Source organism: Duganella sp. Leaf126, from assembly GCF_001423125.1.
Lineage (GTDB): Bacteria > Pseudomonadota > Gammaproteobacteria > Burkholderiales > Burkholderiaceae_D > Rugamonas.
This window is the reverse complement of sequence record NZ_LMNW01000034.1, coordinates 85,601-100,269: the sequence shown is the minus strand read 5'-3', so window position 1 is coordinate 100,269 and position 14,669 is coordinate 85,601. Positions and strand designations below refer to the sequence as shown.

At 67.0% G+C, this 14,669-nt stretch carries 11 protein-coding genes; 8 read left to right on the top strand and 3 right to left on the bottom strand.

What is annotated here, in order from left to right; genetic code table 11:
* Nucleotides 1–139: 139 nt before the first annotated feature.
* Complete coding sequence (locus ASF61_RS19625; RefSeq protein ID WP_229205939.1) at nt 140–1,384, top strand: esterase-like activity of phytase family protein; 1,245 nt, start codon at nt 140–142, stop codon at nt 1,382–1,384.
* Here the strand turns inward: ASF61_RS19625 and ASF61_RS19620 are convergent.
* Both ASF61_RS19620 and ASF61_RS19615 read right to left on the bottom strand, forming a co-directional pair.
* A complete protein-coding gene (locus ASF61_RS19620) occupies nt 1,350–3,020 on the bottom strand; it encodes an ATP-dependent DNA helicase RecQ (protein WP_056159902.1) in 1,671 nt (556 codons plus the stop codon). The two genes, ASF61_RS19625 and ASF61_RS19620, sit on opposite strands and share 35 nt — an antisense overlap.
* A 93-nt stretch (nt 3,021–3,113) precedes the next feature.
* Nucleotides 3,114–3,506 (bottom strand): OsmC family protein, encoded by a 393-nt coding sequence (locus ASF61_RS19615; protein ID WP_056159899.1) that lies wholly within the window; start codon nt 3,504–3,506, stop codon nt 3,114–3,116.
* A gap of 169 nt (nt 3,507–3,675) precedes the next feature.
* Between ASF61_RS19615 and ASF61_RS19610 the strand changes: the two genes are divergently transcribed.
* Nucleotides 3,676–5,976, top strand: coding sequence for an outer membrane beta-barrel family protein (locus ASF61_RS19610; RefSeq protein WP_056159895.1), 2,301 nt, complete (start codon nt 3,676–3,678; stop codon nt 5,974–5,976).
* Between the two features lie 58 nt (nt 5,977–6,034).
* Here ASF61_RS19610 and ASF61_RS19605 read toward each other — a convergent pair whose 3' ends face one another.
* Nucleotides 6,035–7,204: a branched-chain amino acid ABC transporter substrate-binding protein gene (locus ASF61_RS19605; protein WP_056159892.1), complete on the bottom strand. Its 1,170-nt coding sequence runs from the start codon at nt 7,202–7,204 to the stop codon at nt 6,035–6,037.
* A gap of 121 nt (nt 7,205–7,325) precedes the next feature.
* Between ASF61_RS19605 and ASF61_RS19600 the strand changes: the two genes are divergently transcribed.
* From ASF61_RS19600 to ASF61_RS19575, 6 genes are all read left to right on the top strand, one after another.
* Nucleotides 7,326–8,486: a pyridoxal phosphate-dependent aminotransferase gene (locus tag ASF61_RS19600; RefSeq protein ID WP_056159888.1), complete on the top strand. Its 1,161-nt coding sequence runs from the start codon at nt 7,326–7,328 to the stop codon at nt 8,484–8,486.
* 3 nt (nt 8,487–8,489) lie between these two features.
* Complete coding sequence (locus ASF61_RS19595) at nt 8,490–10,691, top strand: ATP-binding protein (RefSeq protein ID WP_056159884.1); 2,202 nt, start codon at nt 8,490–8,492, stop codon at nt 10,689–10,691.
* A 179-nt stretch (nt 10,692–10,870) separates the two neighbouring features.
* Entirely contained in the window at nt 10,871–11,917 is a 1,047-nt protein-coding gene (locus ASF61_RS19590) for a MerR family transcriptional regulator (RefSeq protein ID WP_082491835.1), read from the top strand.
* Nucleotides 11,918–11,947: 30 nt separating this feature from the next.
* Nucleotides 11,948–12,655 (top strand): GTP cyclohydrolase I, encoded by a 708-nt coding sequence (folE, locus tag ASF61_RS19585; protein ID WP_056160258.1) that lies wholly within the window; start codon nt 11,948–11,950, stop codon nt 12,653–12,655.
* 29 nt (nt 12,656–12,684) lie between these two features.
* Nucleotides 12,685–13,110 carry a BLUF domain-containing protein gene (locus ASF61_RS19580; protein WP_056159881.1) on the top strand — a complete coding sequence of 142 codons (426 nt, stop codon included), beginning with the start codon at nt 12,685–12,687 and terminating at the stop codon, nt 13,108–13,110.
* Nucleotides 13,111–13,126: 16 nt separating this feature from the next.
* Entirely contained in the window at nt 13,127–14,668 is a 1,542-nt protein-coding gene (locus ASF61_RS19575; protein WP_056159878.1) for a cryptochrome/photolyase family protein, read from the top strand.
* Nucleotide 14,669 lies beyond the last annotated feature (1 nt).

Here is a 14,669-nt window from a genome sequence, read left to right as displayed (position 1 = left end):
TCCACGCGATCGCAAGGCCACTGACCGGCAACGGATCGGCAACTGACAGGCAACTGATCGGCAACTGAGCGGCAACCGACAGACGACTGACAGGCGGGCGCCGAGGCGGCTATACTGCGTGTTTTTTTCAGCATACGTCATGGCCGCCCTGCCCCAGTCCCTATCCTTGCTCTTGGCCCTGCCCTCGACCTCGACCTCGCCCCGCCCCCGGCGCCCTGCCCCGCTGTTGTCCGTCCTGCGCGCCGCGCTGGCCGCGGCCCTGCTGATGCTGGGCGCCGATGCATTGGCGGCTTCCGAGCCGGCAGTGGCGCCGGCTGCGCGCACGCCCGCCACCATCTCCGCGCTGCGCCTGATCGGCGAACAGCGCCTGCCATGGCGCATGCCGTTCCAGGGCACCATGGTGGGCGGCCTGTCCGGCATCGATTACGACGCCGTGCACGGCGACTGGGTAATGATCTGCGACGACCGCTCCGAGCACAACCCGGCGCGCTACTACCGCGCACGGCTCGATTACGATCTGCAGGCATTCAAGGCCGTGCAGCTGACCGGCGTCACCACGCTGCTGCAGGCCGACGGCACGCCGTATCCGTCCAAGGACGAATTTGCCCGCCGCGGCGGCGCAGTGGCCGACCTGGAAACGCTGCGTGTCGATCCGCGCGATGGCGCCATCTGGTACGGCAGCGAGGGCGACGTGTCGCTCGATCTCAATCCTTTCGTGCGCCGCGCCGGCGCCGACGGCCGGCTGCAGTACGAGCTGCCGCTGCCGCCGCTGTTCGACGTGGCGGTGGACCGCAGCCGCGGACCGCGCAACAACCAGAGCTTCGAAGGCCTCGGTTTCACACCGGACGGCAACTCGCTGTGGGTGTCGCTGGAGGGGCCGATGTACCAGGACGGCCCGGTGCCCACGCCGGACCGGGGCGCGGTCAACCGCATCACGCGCTTTGCGCGCGACGGCAAGGTGCTGGGACAATACGCTTATCGGCTCGACGCGCTGCCCGCCACGCCGGGTGCCGGCAAGAACGCCGACAACGGCATTTCCGAGATCGTCGCGCTCGGCGACGAGCGGCTGCTCGTGCTCGAGCGCGCCGGCGTGCAGGACGACAAGGGGATCTACCACAACTACGTGCGGTTGTACGAGGTCGATACGGACGGCGCTACCGACATCGCCCAGCTATCGACCTTGCAGGGCGCCAGCTATGTGCCGATGCGCAAACGGCTGGTGCAGGACCTGAACCAGGCCGGGCTGGCGCGGGTGGACAACCTCGAAGGCATGGCCTTCGGTCCGCGCCTGGCCAACGGCCATGCCAGCCTGGTGCTGATCTCGGACGACAATTTCAATCACCAGCAGGTCACGCAGTTCCTGCTGTTCGAGGTCCTGCCATAGCGCCGGTGCCGACAGCAGCCACCAGCGGCGCCGGCGCCAGTTCGGGCGTGTCGACCACGCCGATCGGTCCCGCCGCAGGCTGCACGCCGACGGCATTGCCGGCACCGGCGCCCGGGGCTTGCGTTTCCACCAGATCGTGCGCCGACAGCTGGATCGACGGCGGCGACAGGCAGTTGTCGCACTGACAGCACTTTTCGAAACCGGGCGAGGCGTCGCCGAAGTAGTCGAGCAGCAGCTTCCAGCGGCAGTAACCGCTCTGCGCATAACCGACCATCTGCTCGAGTCCTTCGCGGTCGCGTTCGTGCTTGTCCGCGTACACCTGCGCCATTTCGGCGTAGCGGGCGGCCTTGGGTTCGGTGGCGCCGGCGGGCAGCCTGGCCAGCGTGTAATCGAGCTTGCGGCTGCGCTTGAGCAGCTTGCCGTCCTTGAGCATCTTGAGGCAGATCTTGAGCTGGCTGGCCGGCATGTGCTCGAGCCTGGGCTTGAGATCGGCTTCGGTGAATGCGCCTTCGCCGGTGCCGGCCGCCTGGCGCGCCTGCTCGTACACCGCGCGCAACTCCTCCGCCTGCGGATAGTGCTTGACCAGGAAGAACTGCTGGAGGCGCTTGTCGGCGTGGTAGTACAGCAGCGTGCATTCGGCATCGAGGCCGTCGCGCCCGGCGCGGCCCGACTCCTGGTAATACGCCTCCAGGTTGGCGGGCACCTGCAGGTGGATCACGAAGCGGGTATCGGGCTTGTCGATGCCCATGCCGAAGGCGTTGGTGGCCACCATCACCCGGCGCTCGCCGCTCATGAACAGGTTCTGGTTTTCCACCCGCTCGGCCGCGCGCAGCTTGCCGTGGTAGATGGCCACGCTTTCGCCGGCTTCCTTGAGCTGCGCGTGCATTTCCTCGGCCGCCTTGACGGTGGCGGCGTAGATGATGCCCACGCCCTCGGTCTTGCGCACCAGTTCCAGCGCCTGCGCCGCCTTCTCGGACGGATTGGTGACCTGCTTGACGCGGTAATGGAGGTTGGGCCGGTAAATGCCGGTGTTGACCACCGCCATGCGCGATCGGCCGAGCTGGGTGCGGATATCGCCGATCACGTCGTCGGTCGCGGTGGCGGTCAGGGCCAGCACCTGCGGGCGCCCGAGCGCAGCCAGTGCCGCGCCGATTTCCAGGTAGGCCGGGCGGAAATCATGGCCCCATTGCGAAATGCAGTGGGCCTCGTCGATCACCACCAGCGCGATCTGGCTCTGCTTGAGCAGCGCCAGGAAGTCCGGGGTGATCAGGCGCTCGGGCGTGCAGAACACGATATCGTGGTCGGCGCTTTCGATGCCGTCGAGCGCTGCCAGCTCCTCGGCGCGCGACAGGCTGCTGTTGATCTGGGCGGCGCTGGCAATGCCGGCTTCCTCGAGCTTCTCGGCCTGGTCCTTCATCAGCGAGATCAGCGGCGACACCACCACCGTCAGGCCTTGCAGCAGCCGCGCCGGCAACTGGTAGCACAGCGACTTGCCGCTGCCGGTGGGCATGACGGCCAGCGTATCGTGGCCGGCCAGCACGCTGTCGATCACCTTGCGCTGGCCGTCGCGCAGCGCCGTGATGCCGAATACCTTGCGCAGCAAGGTGTTGATCTGTCGGGTGTTGGGGCTTGCCATGGGAGACTCTCTAAAGGGTAGAAACTGCCCCCAGAGTAGTCAAGCCCGCGGTTTTGGTATGTGCGGCAGCACACCGCGCGGCGCTGACCAGGTTTAACCGGCAGTCACCGTGGTGTCGATGCGCGCGCCCTGCTTCAGGGTCAGCGTGACGGGCGTGCGTTCGGCGATGTCGGCCAGCCGCGCCACCTGGTCGGCGTCGAGCGCGCCGGTCAGGCGCAGGGTGCGGGCAATCACGGTGCCATCGTCGCCGCGCGCCAGGCGCAGCCCGACCTCCACCGCCGCCAGCGGCCACTGCTTGCGGTCGGCATACATGCGCAGCGTGATGGCGGTGCAGGAGCCCAGCCCCGCCAGCAGAAAATCATACGGGGCCGGGCCGGCGTCGCGACCGCCGTTGCGCGCCGGTTCGTCGCCGGTCAGCCGGTGTCCGCCCACCTCGATCTCGGTGGCATACGTTTCGCGCCCGATGCGGGCAACTGCCTGGGCCATGATGATTCTCCTTTGCGCCATTGTAAAGGCAAGCGGGCAGCCCGGGAGGCCGACTTTACTGTCCCTATACTTAAGTAAAGTTCTGTAAAGCGATTTATGTAAGGCAAGTTCAGAGCGGCTGTTTCTGTAAAATGGCAGCCACGACTCACCCGCTTCCCTGCCACCATCCATGCAAAAGATACTCCTGACCTGCTCCCTGATCGCGGCGCCGCTTGCGGCGCTGGCCCAGTCCAGCGAGGCGACATCGGCCACATCGTCCACATCGTCCACAGCGGCCGCCAAGGCCGGTGCCGATGCCGGCCAGCGCGCCGTCAAGGCCCAGGACGCCGTCGTGCCCTCGGTTACGGTGGCTGCCGAACGCCCCACCAACCGCATCGACCGCCAGGTGTATGACGTCAAGTCCGACGTCTCGAGCACCAACGGCACTGCCGCCGATGCCCTCAACAACGTGCCTTCGGTCGCGGTCGACCCGGACGGGACGGTGACGCTGCGCGGCAGCAGCAATGTCCAGATCATGGTCGATGGCAAACCGACCGCGATGCTGCAGGGCGACAACCGTGGCGCGGCGCTGCAGGCGATGCCGGCCGACGATATCGAATCGGTCGAGGTGATCAACAATCCCGGCGCGCAGTTCGGTAACGAAGGCGGCGGCGGTCCGATCCTGAACCTGGTCATGCGCCGCAACCGCAAGCCGGGCGGCTTCGGCTCGGTCAACGCCAACGCCGGCACCGAGGGGCGCTACAACAGCGCCGTCAACGGCAGCTATAACGAAGGTGCGTGGGGCTTCCAGGGCGGGATGAACGTGCGCCACGACGGCCGCAACTCGACGTCGGAGGTAAGCCGCGACCGTCTCGATCCGCGCACCGGCAACGATGTCCACAGCGGCCAGGATGCGCTCAGCAAGGGCCTCAACAACATGGTGGGCGCCAATGGTACGGTCAGCTACAACCTGAACCAGACCGATACCTTGACCGGCAGCGCCTCGCTGATGGCGCGCGGTAACGACCAGCGCTCGACCGAGCACTATGTCAATGGTGCCACCGGTTTCATTGCCGCCAACGAGTATGTGCGCGATACCGCGCGCAGCGGCGACGCCAAAAACACCAGCTGGGGCGCGCGCTACGACCACAAGGGCGCGCTGCCCGGCGAAACACTGAAGATCGACCTGCGCGTGTCAGCCTCCGACAACGACAGCGACACGGACTACGCCAGCACCTATGCCAGCGGCGCCGATACGCTGGGCCGCACGGCCAGCCGCGCCTTCCAGCACAACGACACCAGCACCCGGGTGGTCGATTTCACCGGCGACTACGGCCGGCCGCTGTGGGATGGCACGGCCAACATGGGCTACAAGATCGCGCGCACCACCAACCGCTTCAATACCCTGTACACCGACATCGATCCGGCCACCACGGTCGCCGCGATCGATCCGTCGCGCACCAACCGCTTCGATGTCGAGGAAACCGTGCTGGCGCTGTACGGCACGTACCAGATGCGCCTGTCCGAGCGCTGGGGCCTGCTGGGCGGCCTGCGCACCGAGCATACCGACATGGACATCCACCAGCGCACCAGCGACATCACAGCAAAGAACAGCTACATCAATTTCATCCCGAGCATGTTCGCCACCTACAAGGTGGCCGACGACGCCAACCTGCGCTTTGCCTACGCGCGCCGGCTGCGCCGTCCGCAGGCGGGCGACCTCAATCCGTATGTGATCTACCGCGACGAGTTCAATGTCTCGGCCGGCAACCCGGACCTGAAACCGACCAAGACCGACTCGTTCGAAGTCGGTTACGAAACCAAGTTCGGCGGCCTGGAAACCAATCTGCGCGGCTACTACCGGCGCGACACCGACGCCATCGTCGATTACCGCTACTTCATCGCCGACAACGTGCTGCTGACCACCCGCCAGAACGGCCAGGGCAGCCACGCCAGCGGCCTGGAATTCACGATCAGCGGCAAGCTGACACCGACGCTCACGCTCAACAGCAGCGGCAACCTGATGCGCAACCAGCAGCGGTCGCAAGACGATGCGGGCGTGGTCACCAGCCGCACCGCCAATTCGCTGAGCGGGCGCGTCCGCCTGAACTGGCAGATGACCACTGCCACCCAGGCGCAACTGGCCTTGCAGATGCAGGGCAAGACGCTGTCCGGCCAGGGTTATCGCTCGCCCAACAACACGCTCAACATGAGCGTGCGTCACGCCTTGAACAGCCAGTGGAACCTAGTGGCCAACGTTACCGACATCTTCGACAGCAACAAGATGGAAACCATCGTGGACAGCACCACGCTGCGCGAGATCAGCACCCGCCGCTTCGACGGCCGCGTGTTCTACGTGGGACTGTCGTACCGCTTCGGCGGCGCCGGCAGCAAGCGCGACGACGGTGACGGCTTCCGTCCGCGTCCGCCCGGCCCCGGCGGCCCCGGTGGTCCGGGTGGTCCCGGCGGCTTCGGCCCGCCGGGCGTCTGACACGCAAAAAAAACGCCCGGGGCCTTGCGGCTGCCGGGCGCTTTTTTGTGCGATACGGTTATTTGACGACTGCCACCTTGACCCGCTTGCCGCCTTCGAAGGTGTAGATGGTCAGCGCACCATCCTTGATGTCGCCGTGCGCATCGAAAGCGATGTCGCCGGTCACGCCCTTGTGGTGGATCTTCGCCAGGTAGGGCAGGTACTTGGCCGGGTCGGGCGAACCGGCCTGCTGCATCGCATCGACCATCGTCATCAAGGCGTCGTAGGTTTGCGGCGCATAGGTCTGCACCTCGACGCCGAAGCGCTTTTTATAGGCCGCCTTGAAGTCGGCCAGCGCCTTTTCCTGCGCCGGCGCCACGCCCCCCGCTTCCGCGCACAGCACCTGGTCGTCGTTCATGCCGCCGCCCGCCAGCCGCGGTACCGAGTCCGAGCACATGCCGTCGCCGCCCATGAACTTGACGGGCAAGCCCAGCTGCTTCATCTGGCGCAACATCGGCGCGGCCACCGCATCCATGCCGCCGTAGAAAATCAGGTCCGGCCTGGTGGCCTTGACGGTGGTCAGGATCGCATTGAAGTCGGTGGCCTTGTCGTTGGTGTACTGGGTGGACACGATGGTGGCGCCGGCTGCAGGTCCGAGCCGCTTGATATTTTTCGAAAATTCATCGGCCAGGCCCTTGCCGTAGGCAGTGCGGTCGTCGATCACGGCGATCCGCCTGGCTTTGACGTTCTGCAGCGCATAACGGGCCAGCGCGGCGCCCTGCTGCTCGTCGTTGGCGATATTGCGGAACGCGGAACCGAAACGCTGGCGCGTGTACTGCGGATTGCTGGCCGACGGCGAAATCTGCGGGATGCCGGCGTTGAAATAGATGCGCGAGGCCGGGATCGTGGTGCCCGAGACCTGGTGGCCGATCACCCCGTTGACCTTGGCGTCCACCAGCTTTTGCGCCACGGCCGTGCCCTGCTTGGGATCGGAGCCGTCGTCCTCGGCCTGCAGCACGATCTTGTATTTCTTGCCACCGATGACCACGCCCTTGGCGTTCAGTTCTTCGACCGCCATGCGGGCGCCGTTTTCATTGTCCTTGCCCAGGTGGGCGGCGGTGCCCGAGGTGCCGGCCGCGTGGCCGATGCGGATGATGTCCTCGGCATGGGCCGAGGCGGTACTGGCGGCGCCGGCCGCTGCGAGCGTGGCGGCGAGCGCGAGATGCACTACGTTTGTTGGGTACGGCATACAACTCCTTACGAAATGAGCCGGTTAGGATACCATCCGCTTCCACAGTCCGCCATCAGTAGATGCCGCACGGCTATTTACGTAATATACTTATTACTCGCTCGCATAAGTCATTGAAATTATGGAAATTTCCCGCCGCATTGCCCAGTCCCGGCCACTGGCCACCACCGCCATGCACGGCCGCGTGGACGCCATGAAGGAACGCGGTGAACCTGTCATCGATTTTTCCATCGCCATCTCGCATTTTCCGGCGCCGCCCACGGTGCTGGCCGCGATGCACGAAGCACTGCAACGCCCCGCCCTGCCCTATACCAGCGTGGCCGGCGACGCCGGCGTGCGCGCGCGCCTGGCCGCACGGGTCGCCAGCCGCAACGGCATCGACGCCGGGCCCGCCGACATTGTGGTCACCAACGGCGCCAAGCAGGCGCTGTACCAGGCGCTGTACGTCATGGCCGATCCGGGCGACGCGGTCATCATCTTCAAACCGTACTGGCCGGCCTATGTCGCCACCAGCCGGCTGCTGGGCCTGGAGCCGGTGCTGGTGGACCTGCCGCCGCAGTTCACGGCCGGCTTTCTCGACAGCCTGCCAGCGGCCACGGTCATCATCCTCAATAATCCGCACAACCCGACCGGCGTCCTGCTCTCGCAAGATGAGCTCGACTGCATCGCGGCCTGGATGGCCAAAACCGGCACCCGCGCCATCGTCGACGAAAGCTATGAAAAACTGGTGTTCGACGGCGTCCACGCCAGCCTGGCGGCGCGTCCCGACTGGCGCGCGCTGGGCGTGGTAACGCTGTTTTCGGCCTCGCAAAGCTACGCCATGATGGGCTGGCGCGCCGGCTTCGCGGTGGCGCCGGCGGCGCTGGTGACCGCCATGGAAAACGTCCAGGGGCCGATCACCGCCGCCGCGCCGATGCTGATGCAGCTGGCGCTTGCAGCCGCGTTCGAGTCCGATGATGGCGAGCAGTCGCAGGCCATGCTGGCCGACTACCGCGCGCGCCGCGACCTGGTGCTGGACCTGACCGCCGGCCTGCCCTGGCTGACCGTGGCGGCGCCTGCGTCCGGCCCCTACCTGTGGTTCGACGTCGCGCCGCTGGGCCTGGACACGGTGCAGGCCGCAGAAATGCTGCTGGCCGAGCACGCGGTCGCGGTGATGCCGGGCGACGCACTGGGCATGCCCGGCTACCTGCGTATCGGCTTCATTGCCGACGATATCGCCACCTTGCGGCGCGGGGTGCAGGAACTGGTCGCTTTCGGCAACCGTCATCACGGCGGCCGCTGAGCGATGGCCTTCCTGCTCTTCAGCCTGAACAGCCTGCGCGGTCGCCTGCTGCTGCTGGTGGCGCTGGCGATCGCGCCGATCGCCGTGATGACCATCGTCAGCGGCATCCGCGAGCATGACCACGCGATCAGCGTGGCCGAGGAAAACCTGCAGCGCCTGACCAACCTGGCGGCCGCCAACGAGGCGCAATCGATCGCCAGCGCGCGCCAGATCCTGCGCGACCTGGCCAGCGTGCCGGACCTGATGAAAGACCAGGCCCGCTGCAGCAACCTGCTCGACAGCATCCAGCGCCGCAACAGCGACTACGCCAACTTCGGCGTGATCCAGCTGAACGGCGATGTCAGTTGCACGGCGATTCCCTCGCCGGGCAAGGTCAACCTGAGCGACCGGCCGCATTTCCGGCGTGCCGTGCACCTGAAGCGCTTCGTCGCCGGCGGCTACATCTTCGGCCGGGTGATCCAGAAACACACGGTCAACCTGACCTACCCGATCCTCGACGACGACGAGCAGGTGCAGGGCGTGGTGTTTGCCGCGCTCGATCTGACCAAGCTCGATCGCTTCGTGGCGGACGTGCAGCTGCCGCCGCGATCGGTGCTGATGACGGCCGATTCGGAAGGCGTGATCATCGCCCGCAAGCCGAATCCGGAACAATGGTTCGGCAAGGCCGTGTGGCCCGCGCTGCGCACGGCGATGGCCGCCGAACCGGGCAAGCCGGTGCTGCTCACGGGGCCGGACGGTGTGGAACGGCTGCACCGCTTTGCCCGCGTCGGCAACAACGGTCTCACCGATTACACCGTCACCATCGGCATTCCGGTGGACGACATCACCGCCGTCGCGCGCCGCGACCAGATGATGGACCTGATGGCGCTGACCGCGACGCTGGTGCTGGCGATGCTGGCGGCGTGGTTCGTGGGCGACGTGCTGGTGCTGCGCCGCGTAAAACTGCTGGCCAGCACCGCCAACAGCATCGCCTCGGGAGCGCTCAACGCGCGCAGCGGCATCCGCTACGGCAAGGAAGAGATCAGCGAGCTGGCGCTTGCACTCGACACAATGGCCGCCGCGCTGCAGGACAAGGAAGCCCAGCACATCAAGGCCCAGGCGCAGCTGCGCCTGGCCGACCAGCGCAAGGACGAATTCCTGGCCATGCTGGCGCACGAGTTGCGCAATCCGCTGGCGCCGATCAGCGCCGGCGCCCAGTTGCTGCGCAGCGGGAACGCCACGCCGGCCGCGGTGGACCGCACCGCCGACATCATCGTGCGCCAGGTGAACCACATGACGCGCCTGATCGACGACCTGCTCGACGTCTCGCGTGTCACGCGCGGCCTGGTCACCATCACCCGCGTGCCGCTCGACGTGGGCAGCATCGTGGCCGACGCCGTGGAGCAGGCCGAACCCATGATGCGCTCGCGCGGCCACCGCTTCCTGCTGGCGCTGCCCGACCAGCCGCTGCAGGTGGCAGGCGACCATAAAAGGCTGGTGCAGGTGCTGGTCAATGTGCTCAACAACGCTGCCAAATACACGCCGGTCGGCGGCGAGATCACGCTGCGCGTGCAGGGCGTGGACGGTCACGTCAGGATCGAGATCGTCGACAACGGCGTGGGCATGTCGATGGAGTTGCGCGGCCGCGTGTTCGAACTGTTCGCCCAGGCCGACCGCACGTCCGACCGCTCCGAAGGCGGGCTGGGACTGGGCCTGGCGCTGGTCAAGATGCTGGTCGAGCTGCACGGCGGCACGGTCACGGTGGACAGCCCCGGCGCCCACCAGGGCAGCACGTTTACCATCATGCTGCCGGCCATCGAGGCCGATGTGGTGGCGCCGCCTGCGGCGCCGGTGCAGGTGGCCGATACCCGTATGCGGGTGCTGGTGGTGGACGACAATGTCGATGCCGCGCAGACGCTGCAACTGCTGCTCGAGGCAGCGGGTCACGACGTCGTGGTGGCGCACACCGCCCACGCCGCGCTGGAAGCGGCCCAGCGCCTGGAACCCCAGCTCTGCCTGCTCGACATCGGTCTGCCCGACCTGAGCGGCAACGATCTGGCGCGCGGCCTGCGCCTGCTGCCGGCCAGCCGCAGCGCCACGTTGGTGGCGGTCACCGGCTACGGCCGGCGCGAAGACCGCGAAGCGTCGAAGGAAGCCGGTTTCGACCATTATTTCGTCAAGCCGATCGACGTCGATGCGCTGCTGGCGGTGATCGCCACCCTGTAGCCGCATTGCCGCGCAGCGGCTGCGCGGCAGCAGCAACTGTCGCGCCGATGTCCCGCTACCGGAGCACAGCCGGTGCCGGCTCACGCGACCTGCCGCCCGAACAGCGGGACAATGCCGGGTCAACTTTGCCCTCGTCCATGAAACTGTTACAATCCGGCTACTGATCCACAAGGCACACCATGGCGCACTCCGACCACCACATACCGCCCGGCGACGGCAGTCGGCCCGGCAGCAGCAACGTTGCCGGAACCGGGACCGGACATGGGACCGGGACCGGGACCGGGTCCGCATCCGCGACCGGACAGCAGCCCGGTTACCGCAGCGGCGTCGCAGCGCGCCTGGCGGGCCTGCCGGTCGAGACGCTGCGGGTATGGGAACGGCGCTACGGGGTGTCCGACGCGGGACGCTCGCCGCGGGGACAGCGGCTGTATTCGTCCGAGCAGGTGCGCCGTCTCGGGCTGCTCAAGCGTGCCGTCGACCAGGGTCACGCAATTTCCACGGTGGCGCGGCTCGACACGGCGGAGTTGCTGGCCCTGACGGGCGTGGCGCCGCCGGTGGAAGCCGAGCCGGCCGAACTGCGCCTGGCCGTGGTCGGCGCTGCGCTGACGCGTCAGCTGGCGGCCGTGCCCACCACGCCGGCGCTCGACATCGTCGCCAGTTGCCAGCAGCTGGCGCAGGCGCCGCAGGCACTGGCCGGCGCCACGGCCGACCTGCTGCTGATCGAAGCGTCCGAGATGAACGCCGAGGCCCTGCCGCTGGTGGCGGCCGCCCGCGCCGCGCTGCACGTGCGCGCCGTGGTGGTGCTCTACCGCTTCTGCGACAGCGCCACCGTGCGCCGCCTGCGCGAGCGGGACTGCCTGGTGGCGCGGGCGCCGTCCGACGCCGCCGAGGTGGCGCTGCTGTGCGCGACCGCCTTTGCCGGCGGCGGCCGTCCGCCGGCGCCGCCGGCCACGCCGCCCGCGCCGCGCCGGCTCGACGACCAGCAGCTGGCGGAACTGGCCGCCATGTCGTCCAGCATCGACTGCGAATGTCCGCGCCACCTGGCGGATATACTGCTGATGCTGACCAGTTTCGAGCGGTACAGCGCGGGCTGCGTCAGCCGCAATGCCGCCGACGCCGCGCTGCACCAGGACCTGGCGCGCAGCGCCGGCCACGCCCGGATGCTGATGGAACAGGCGCTGGAACGGCTGGCCTATGCCGAAGGCCTGCCGCTGCCGCCGCAGTAGCGATTATATTTTTTTTGATTGGATTTCCGCATGACCACCGAGCCGCAAACGGCATACCTGCCTGTCACCACCACCGCTTCCGAACGCATCCGCGCACGGCTGGTGGCCAGCAACACCCGCTTCCACGCCAACGACAACATCGCCGCCTACATCGAACCGGGCGAACTCGATCAGCTGCTCGACGAGGTCAGCGGCCATATGCAGAAGGTGCTGGAAAGCCTGGTGATCGACACGGTCAGCGACCACAATACGCAGGATACGGCGCGCCGCGTGGCCAAGATGTACATGACCGAGGTATTCGGCGGGCGTTACGTGGACATGCCGCCGGTGACCGAGTTCCCGAACGCGGCCAACCTCAACGAACTGATGATCATCGGCCCGATCACCGTGCGCAGCGCCTGCTCGCACCACCTGTGCCCCGTGATCGGCAAGGTGTGGATCGGCGTGATGCCGAACCAGCACTCGAACCTGATCGGCCTGTCGAAATATGCGCGCCTGGCCAGCTGGATCATGAGCCGCCCGCAGATCCAGGAAGAGGCGGTGGTGCAGCTGGCCGACCTGCTGCAGGAAAAAATGCAGCCCGACGGCCTGGCCGTGATCATGGAGGCCGACCATTTCTGCATGCAGTGGCGCGGCGTGAAAGATATGGATGCGCGTATGATCAACAGCGTGATGCACGGCTCCTTCCTCAAGGACCCGGCACTGCGCCGCGAATTCCTTTCCCTGATCAAGCGCTAATCCGTATTCGACATCTTGGAGTTACCAGCATGCTCGTTCGCCTCCTGTACGCCAGCCACGCCGCCAGCGACACGCCCCCGGGCACCATCGCCACCATCATGCAGCAGTCGCACAACTACAACCCGCGCCATGGCATCACCGGCGTGCTCTGTCACAGCGACCGCCTGTACCTGCAGGTGCTCGAAGGCGGGCGCGCACAAGTCAACGCGCTGTACGCGAAAATCCTGCGCGACCCGCGCCACACGGGCGCCGTCCTGCTTCATTACGAGGAAATCAGCGAGCGCCGCTACTCGGGATGGACCATGGGCCAGGTCAACCTGGGCAAGATCAATCCCGGCACCCTGCTGCGGTATTCGGCGCTGCCCGAGTTCAATCCGCACGCCCTGTCGGGCAAAAGCTCGCTGGCGCTGATCGACGAGCTGATGGCGGCTGCGTCCATCCTCGGCCGCGTCTGATTCCGCGTCTCGTCCCTTGAACGCTGCCGCCACCTCGCTCAGGCTGGTCCTCGGGGACCAGCTCAACGGCCGGCACAGCTGGTTCAGGGCGCGTGACGCCGGCGTGGTGTTCGTGATGATGGAGGTGCGGCAGGAAACCGACTACGTGCTGCACCACGCGCAGAAAATCATCGCCATCTTCGCCGCGATGCGCGACTTCGCCGCCCGGCTGCGCTCTGCCGGCCACCGCGTGCACTACCTGACGATCGACGATCCCGCCAATCTGCAATCGCTGCCGGACAACCTGGACCGGCTGCTGGCGCACTACAACGCCGGCAGCTTTGCCTGGCAGGCGCCCGATGAATACCGACTCGACCGCCAGCTGGCCGACTATGCTGCCGGCCTGTCGATTCCGTCGGCGATGGCCGACACCGAGCATTTCTACACCGCGCGCGACGACGCGGCGCGCCTGTTCGAGGGCCGCACCAGCTGGCTGATGGAGCATTTCTACCGCCAGATGCGCCTGCGCCACAAGGTGCTGGTCTCGGACACCGGCAAGCCGCTGGGCGGCCAGTGGAACTTCGACCACGACAACCGCGAAGCGTGGAAAGGCATGCCGTGGGAACCGTCCGACCTGCGCCCGTCGCACGATCACAGCGCCTTGTGGGCGACGATCGAGGCGTCTGGCGCGCAAAGCTTCGGTGCGCCGAACGCGGACGACCTGCGCTGGCCGCTGAACCGCGACGAAGCGCTGGAACAGCTCGAACATTTCGTCGAACAGGCGCTGCCCCATTTCGGTCGCTACCAGGACGCCATGAGCTTCAAGGCCTGGCGCCTGTTCCATTCGCTGCTGTCGTTCGCCATGAACGTCAAGCTGATGGCGCCGGCGGAGGTGGTGGACCGGGCGGTGCAGGCGCTGGCCGACGAGGCGGCGCCGCTGGCGGCGGTGGAAGGGTTCGTGCGGCAGATCCTCGGCTGGCGCGAATACGTGCGCGGCGTGTACTGGCATCGCATGCCCGGTTACGACCAGCTCAATACCTTCAACCACCAGGCGCCGCTGCCGCACTGGTTCTGGTCCGGCGACACGCGCATGCGCTGCCTGGCCACCGCCATCGGCCAGTCGCTCGAACACGCGCACGCGCACCACATCAACCGCCTGATGGTGATCGGGAATTTTTCGCTGCTGGGGGGCCTGTCGCCGCAGGCGGTCCACGGCTGGTACCTGGGCGTGTACATCGACGCCTTCGAATGGGTCGAGCTGCCCAACACGCTCGGCATGAGCCAGTTCGCCGACGGCGGCCTGCTGGCGACCAAGCCGTACGTGTCGAGCGCCGCCTATATCGACCGCATGAGCGACTACTGCAAGGGCTGCCATTACGACAAGAAGGCGCGCGTCGGCGATCGCGCCTGTCCGTATAACGCGCTGTACTGGGATTTTTTCGATCGCAACCGCGCCAGGCTGGCGGGCAACCAGCGCCTGGGCATGGTGTACCAGCAGCTCAAGCGGATGGACGGCCCGGCACTGGACGCCGTGCGCGAGCAGGCAACGCTCACGCGCACCAGGGTGAACGAACTGTAGG

Excerpts from the sequence above, each read along its gene's own strand:
- ASF61_RS19590 (WP_082491835.1), top strand. The coding sequence starts at position 10,871 with ATGGCGCACTCCGACCACCACATACCGCCCGGCGACGGCAGTCGGCCC.
- ASF61_RS19615 (WP_056159899.1), bottom strand. The coding sequence starts at position 3,506 with ATGGCCCAGGCAGTTGCCCGCATCGGGCGCGAAACGTATGCCACCGAG.
- ASF61_RS19580 (WP_056159881.1), top strand. The coding sequence starts at position 12,685 with ATGCTCGTTCGCCTCCTGTACGCCAGCCACGCCGCCAGCGACACGCCC.
- ASF61_RS19595 (WP_056159884.1), top strand. The coding sequence starts at position 8,490 with ATGGCCTTCCTGCTCTTCAGCCTGAACAGCCTGCGCGGTCGCCTGCTG.
- ASF61_RS19620 (WP_056159902.1), bottom strand. The coding sequence starts at position 3,020 with ATGGCAAGCCCCAACACCCGACAGATCAACACCTTGCTGCGCAAGGTA.
- ASF61_RS19610 (WP_056159895.1), top strand. The coding sequence starts at position 3,676 with ATGCAAAAGATACTCCTGACCTGCTCCCTGATCGCGGCGCCGCTTGCG.
- ASF61_RS19600 (WP_056159888.1), top strand. The coding sequence starts at position 7,326 with ATGGAAATTTCCCGCCGCATTGCCCAGTCCCGGCCACTGGCCACCACC.
- ASF61_RS19605 (WP_056159892.1), bottom strand. The coding sequence starts at position 7,204 with ATGCCGTACCCAACAAACGTAGTGCATCTCGCGCTCGCCGCCACGCTC.
- ASF61_RS19625 (WP_229205939.1), top strand. The coding sequence starts at position 140 with ATGGCCGCCCTGCCCCAGTCCCTATCCTTGCTCTTGGCCCTGCCCTCG.
- folE (WP_056160258.1), top strand. The coding sequence starts at position 11,948 with ATGACCACCGAGCCGCAAACGGCATACCTGCCTGTCACCACCACCGCT.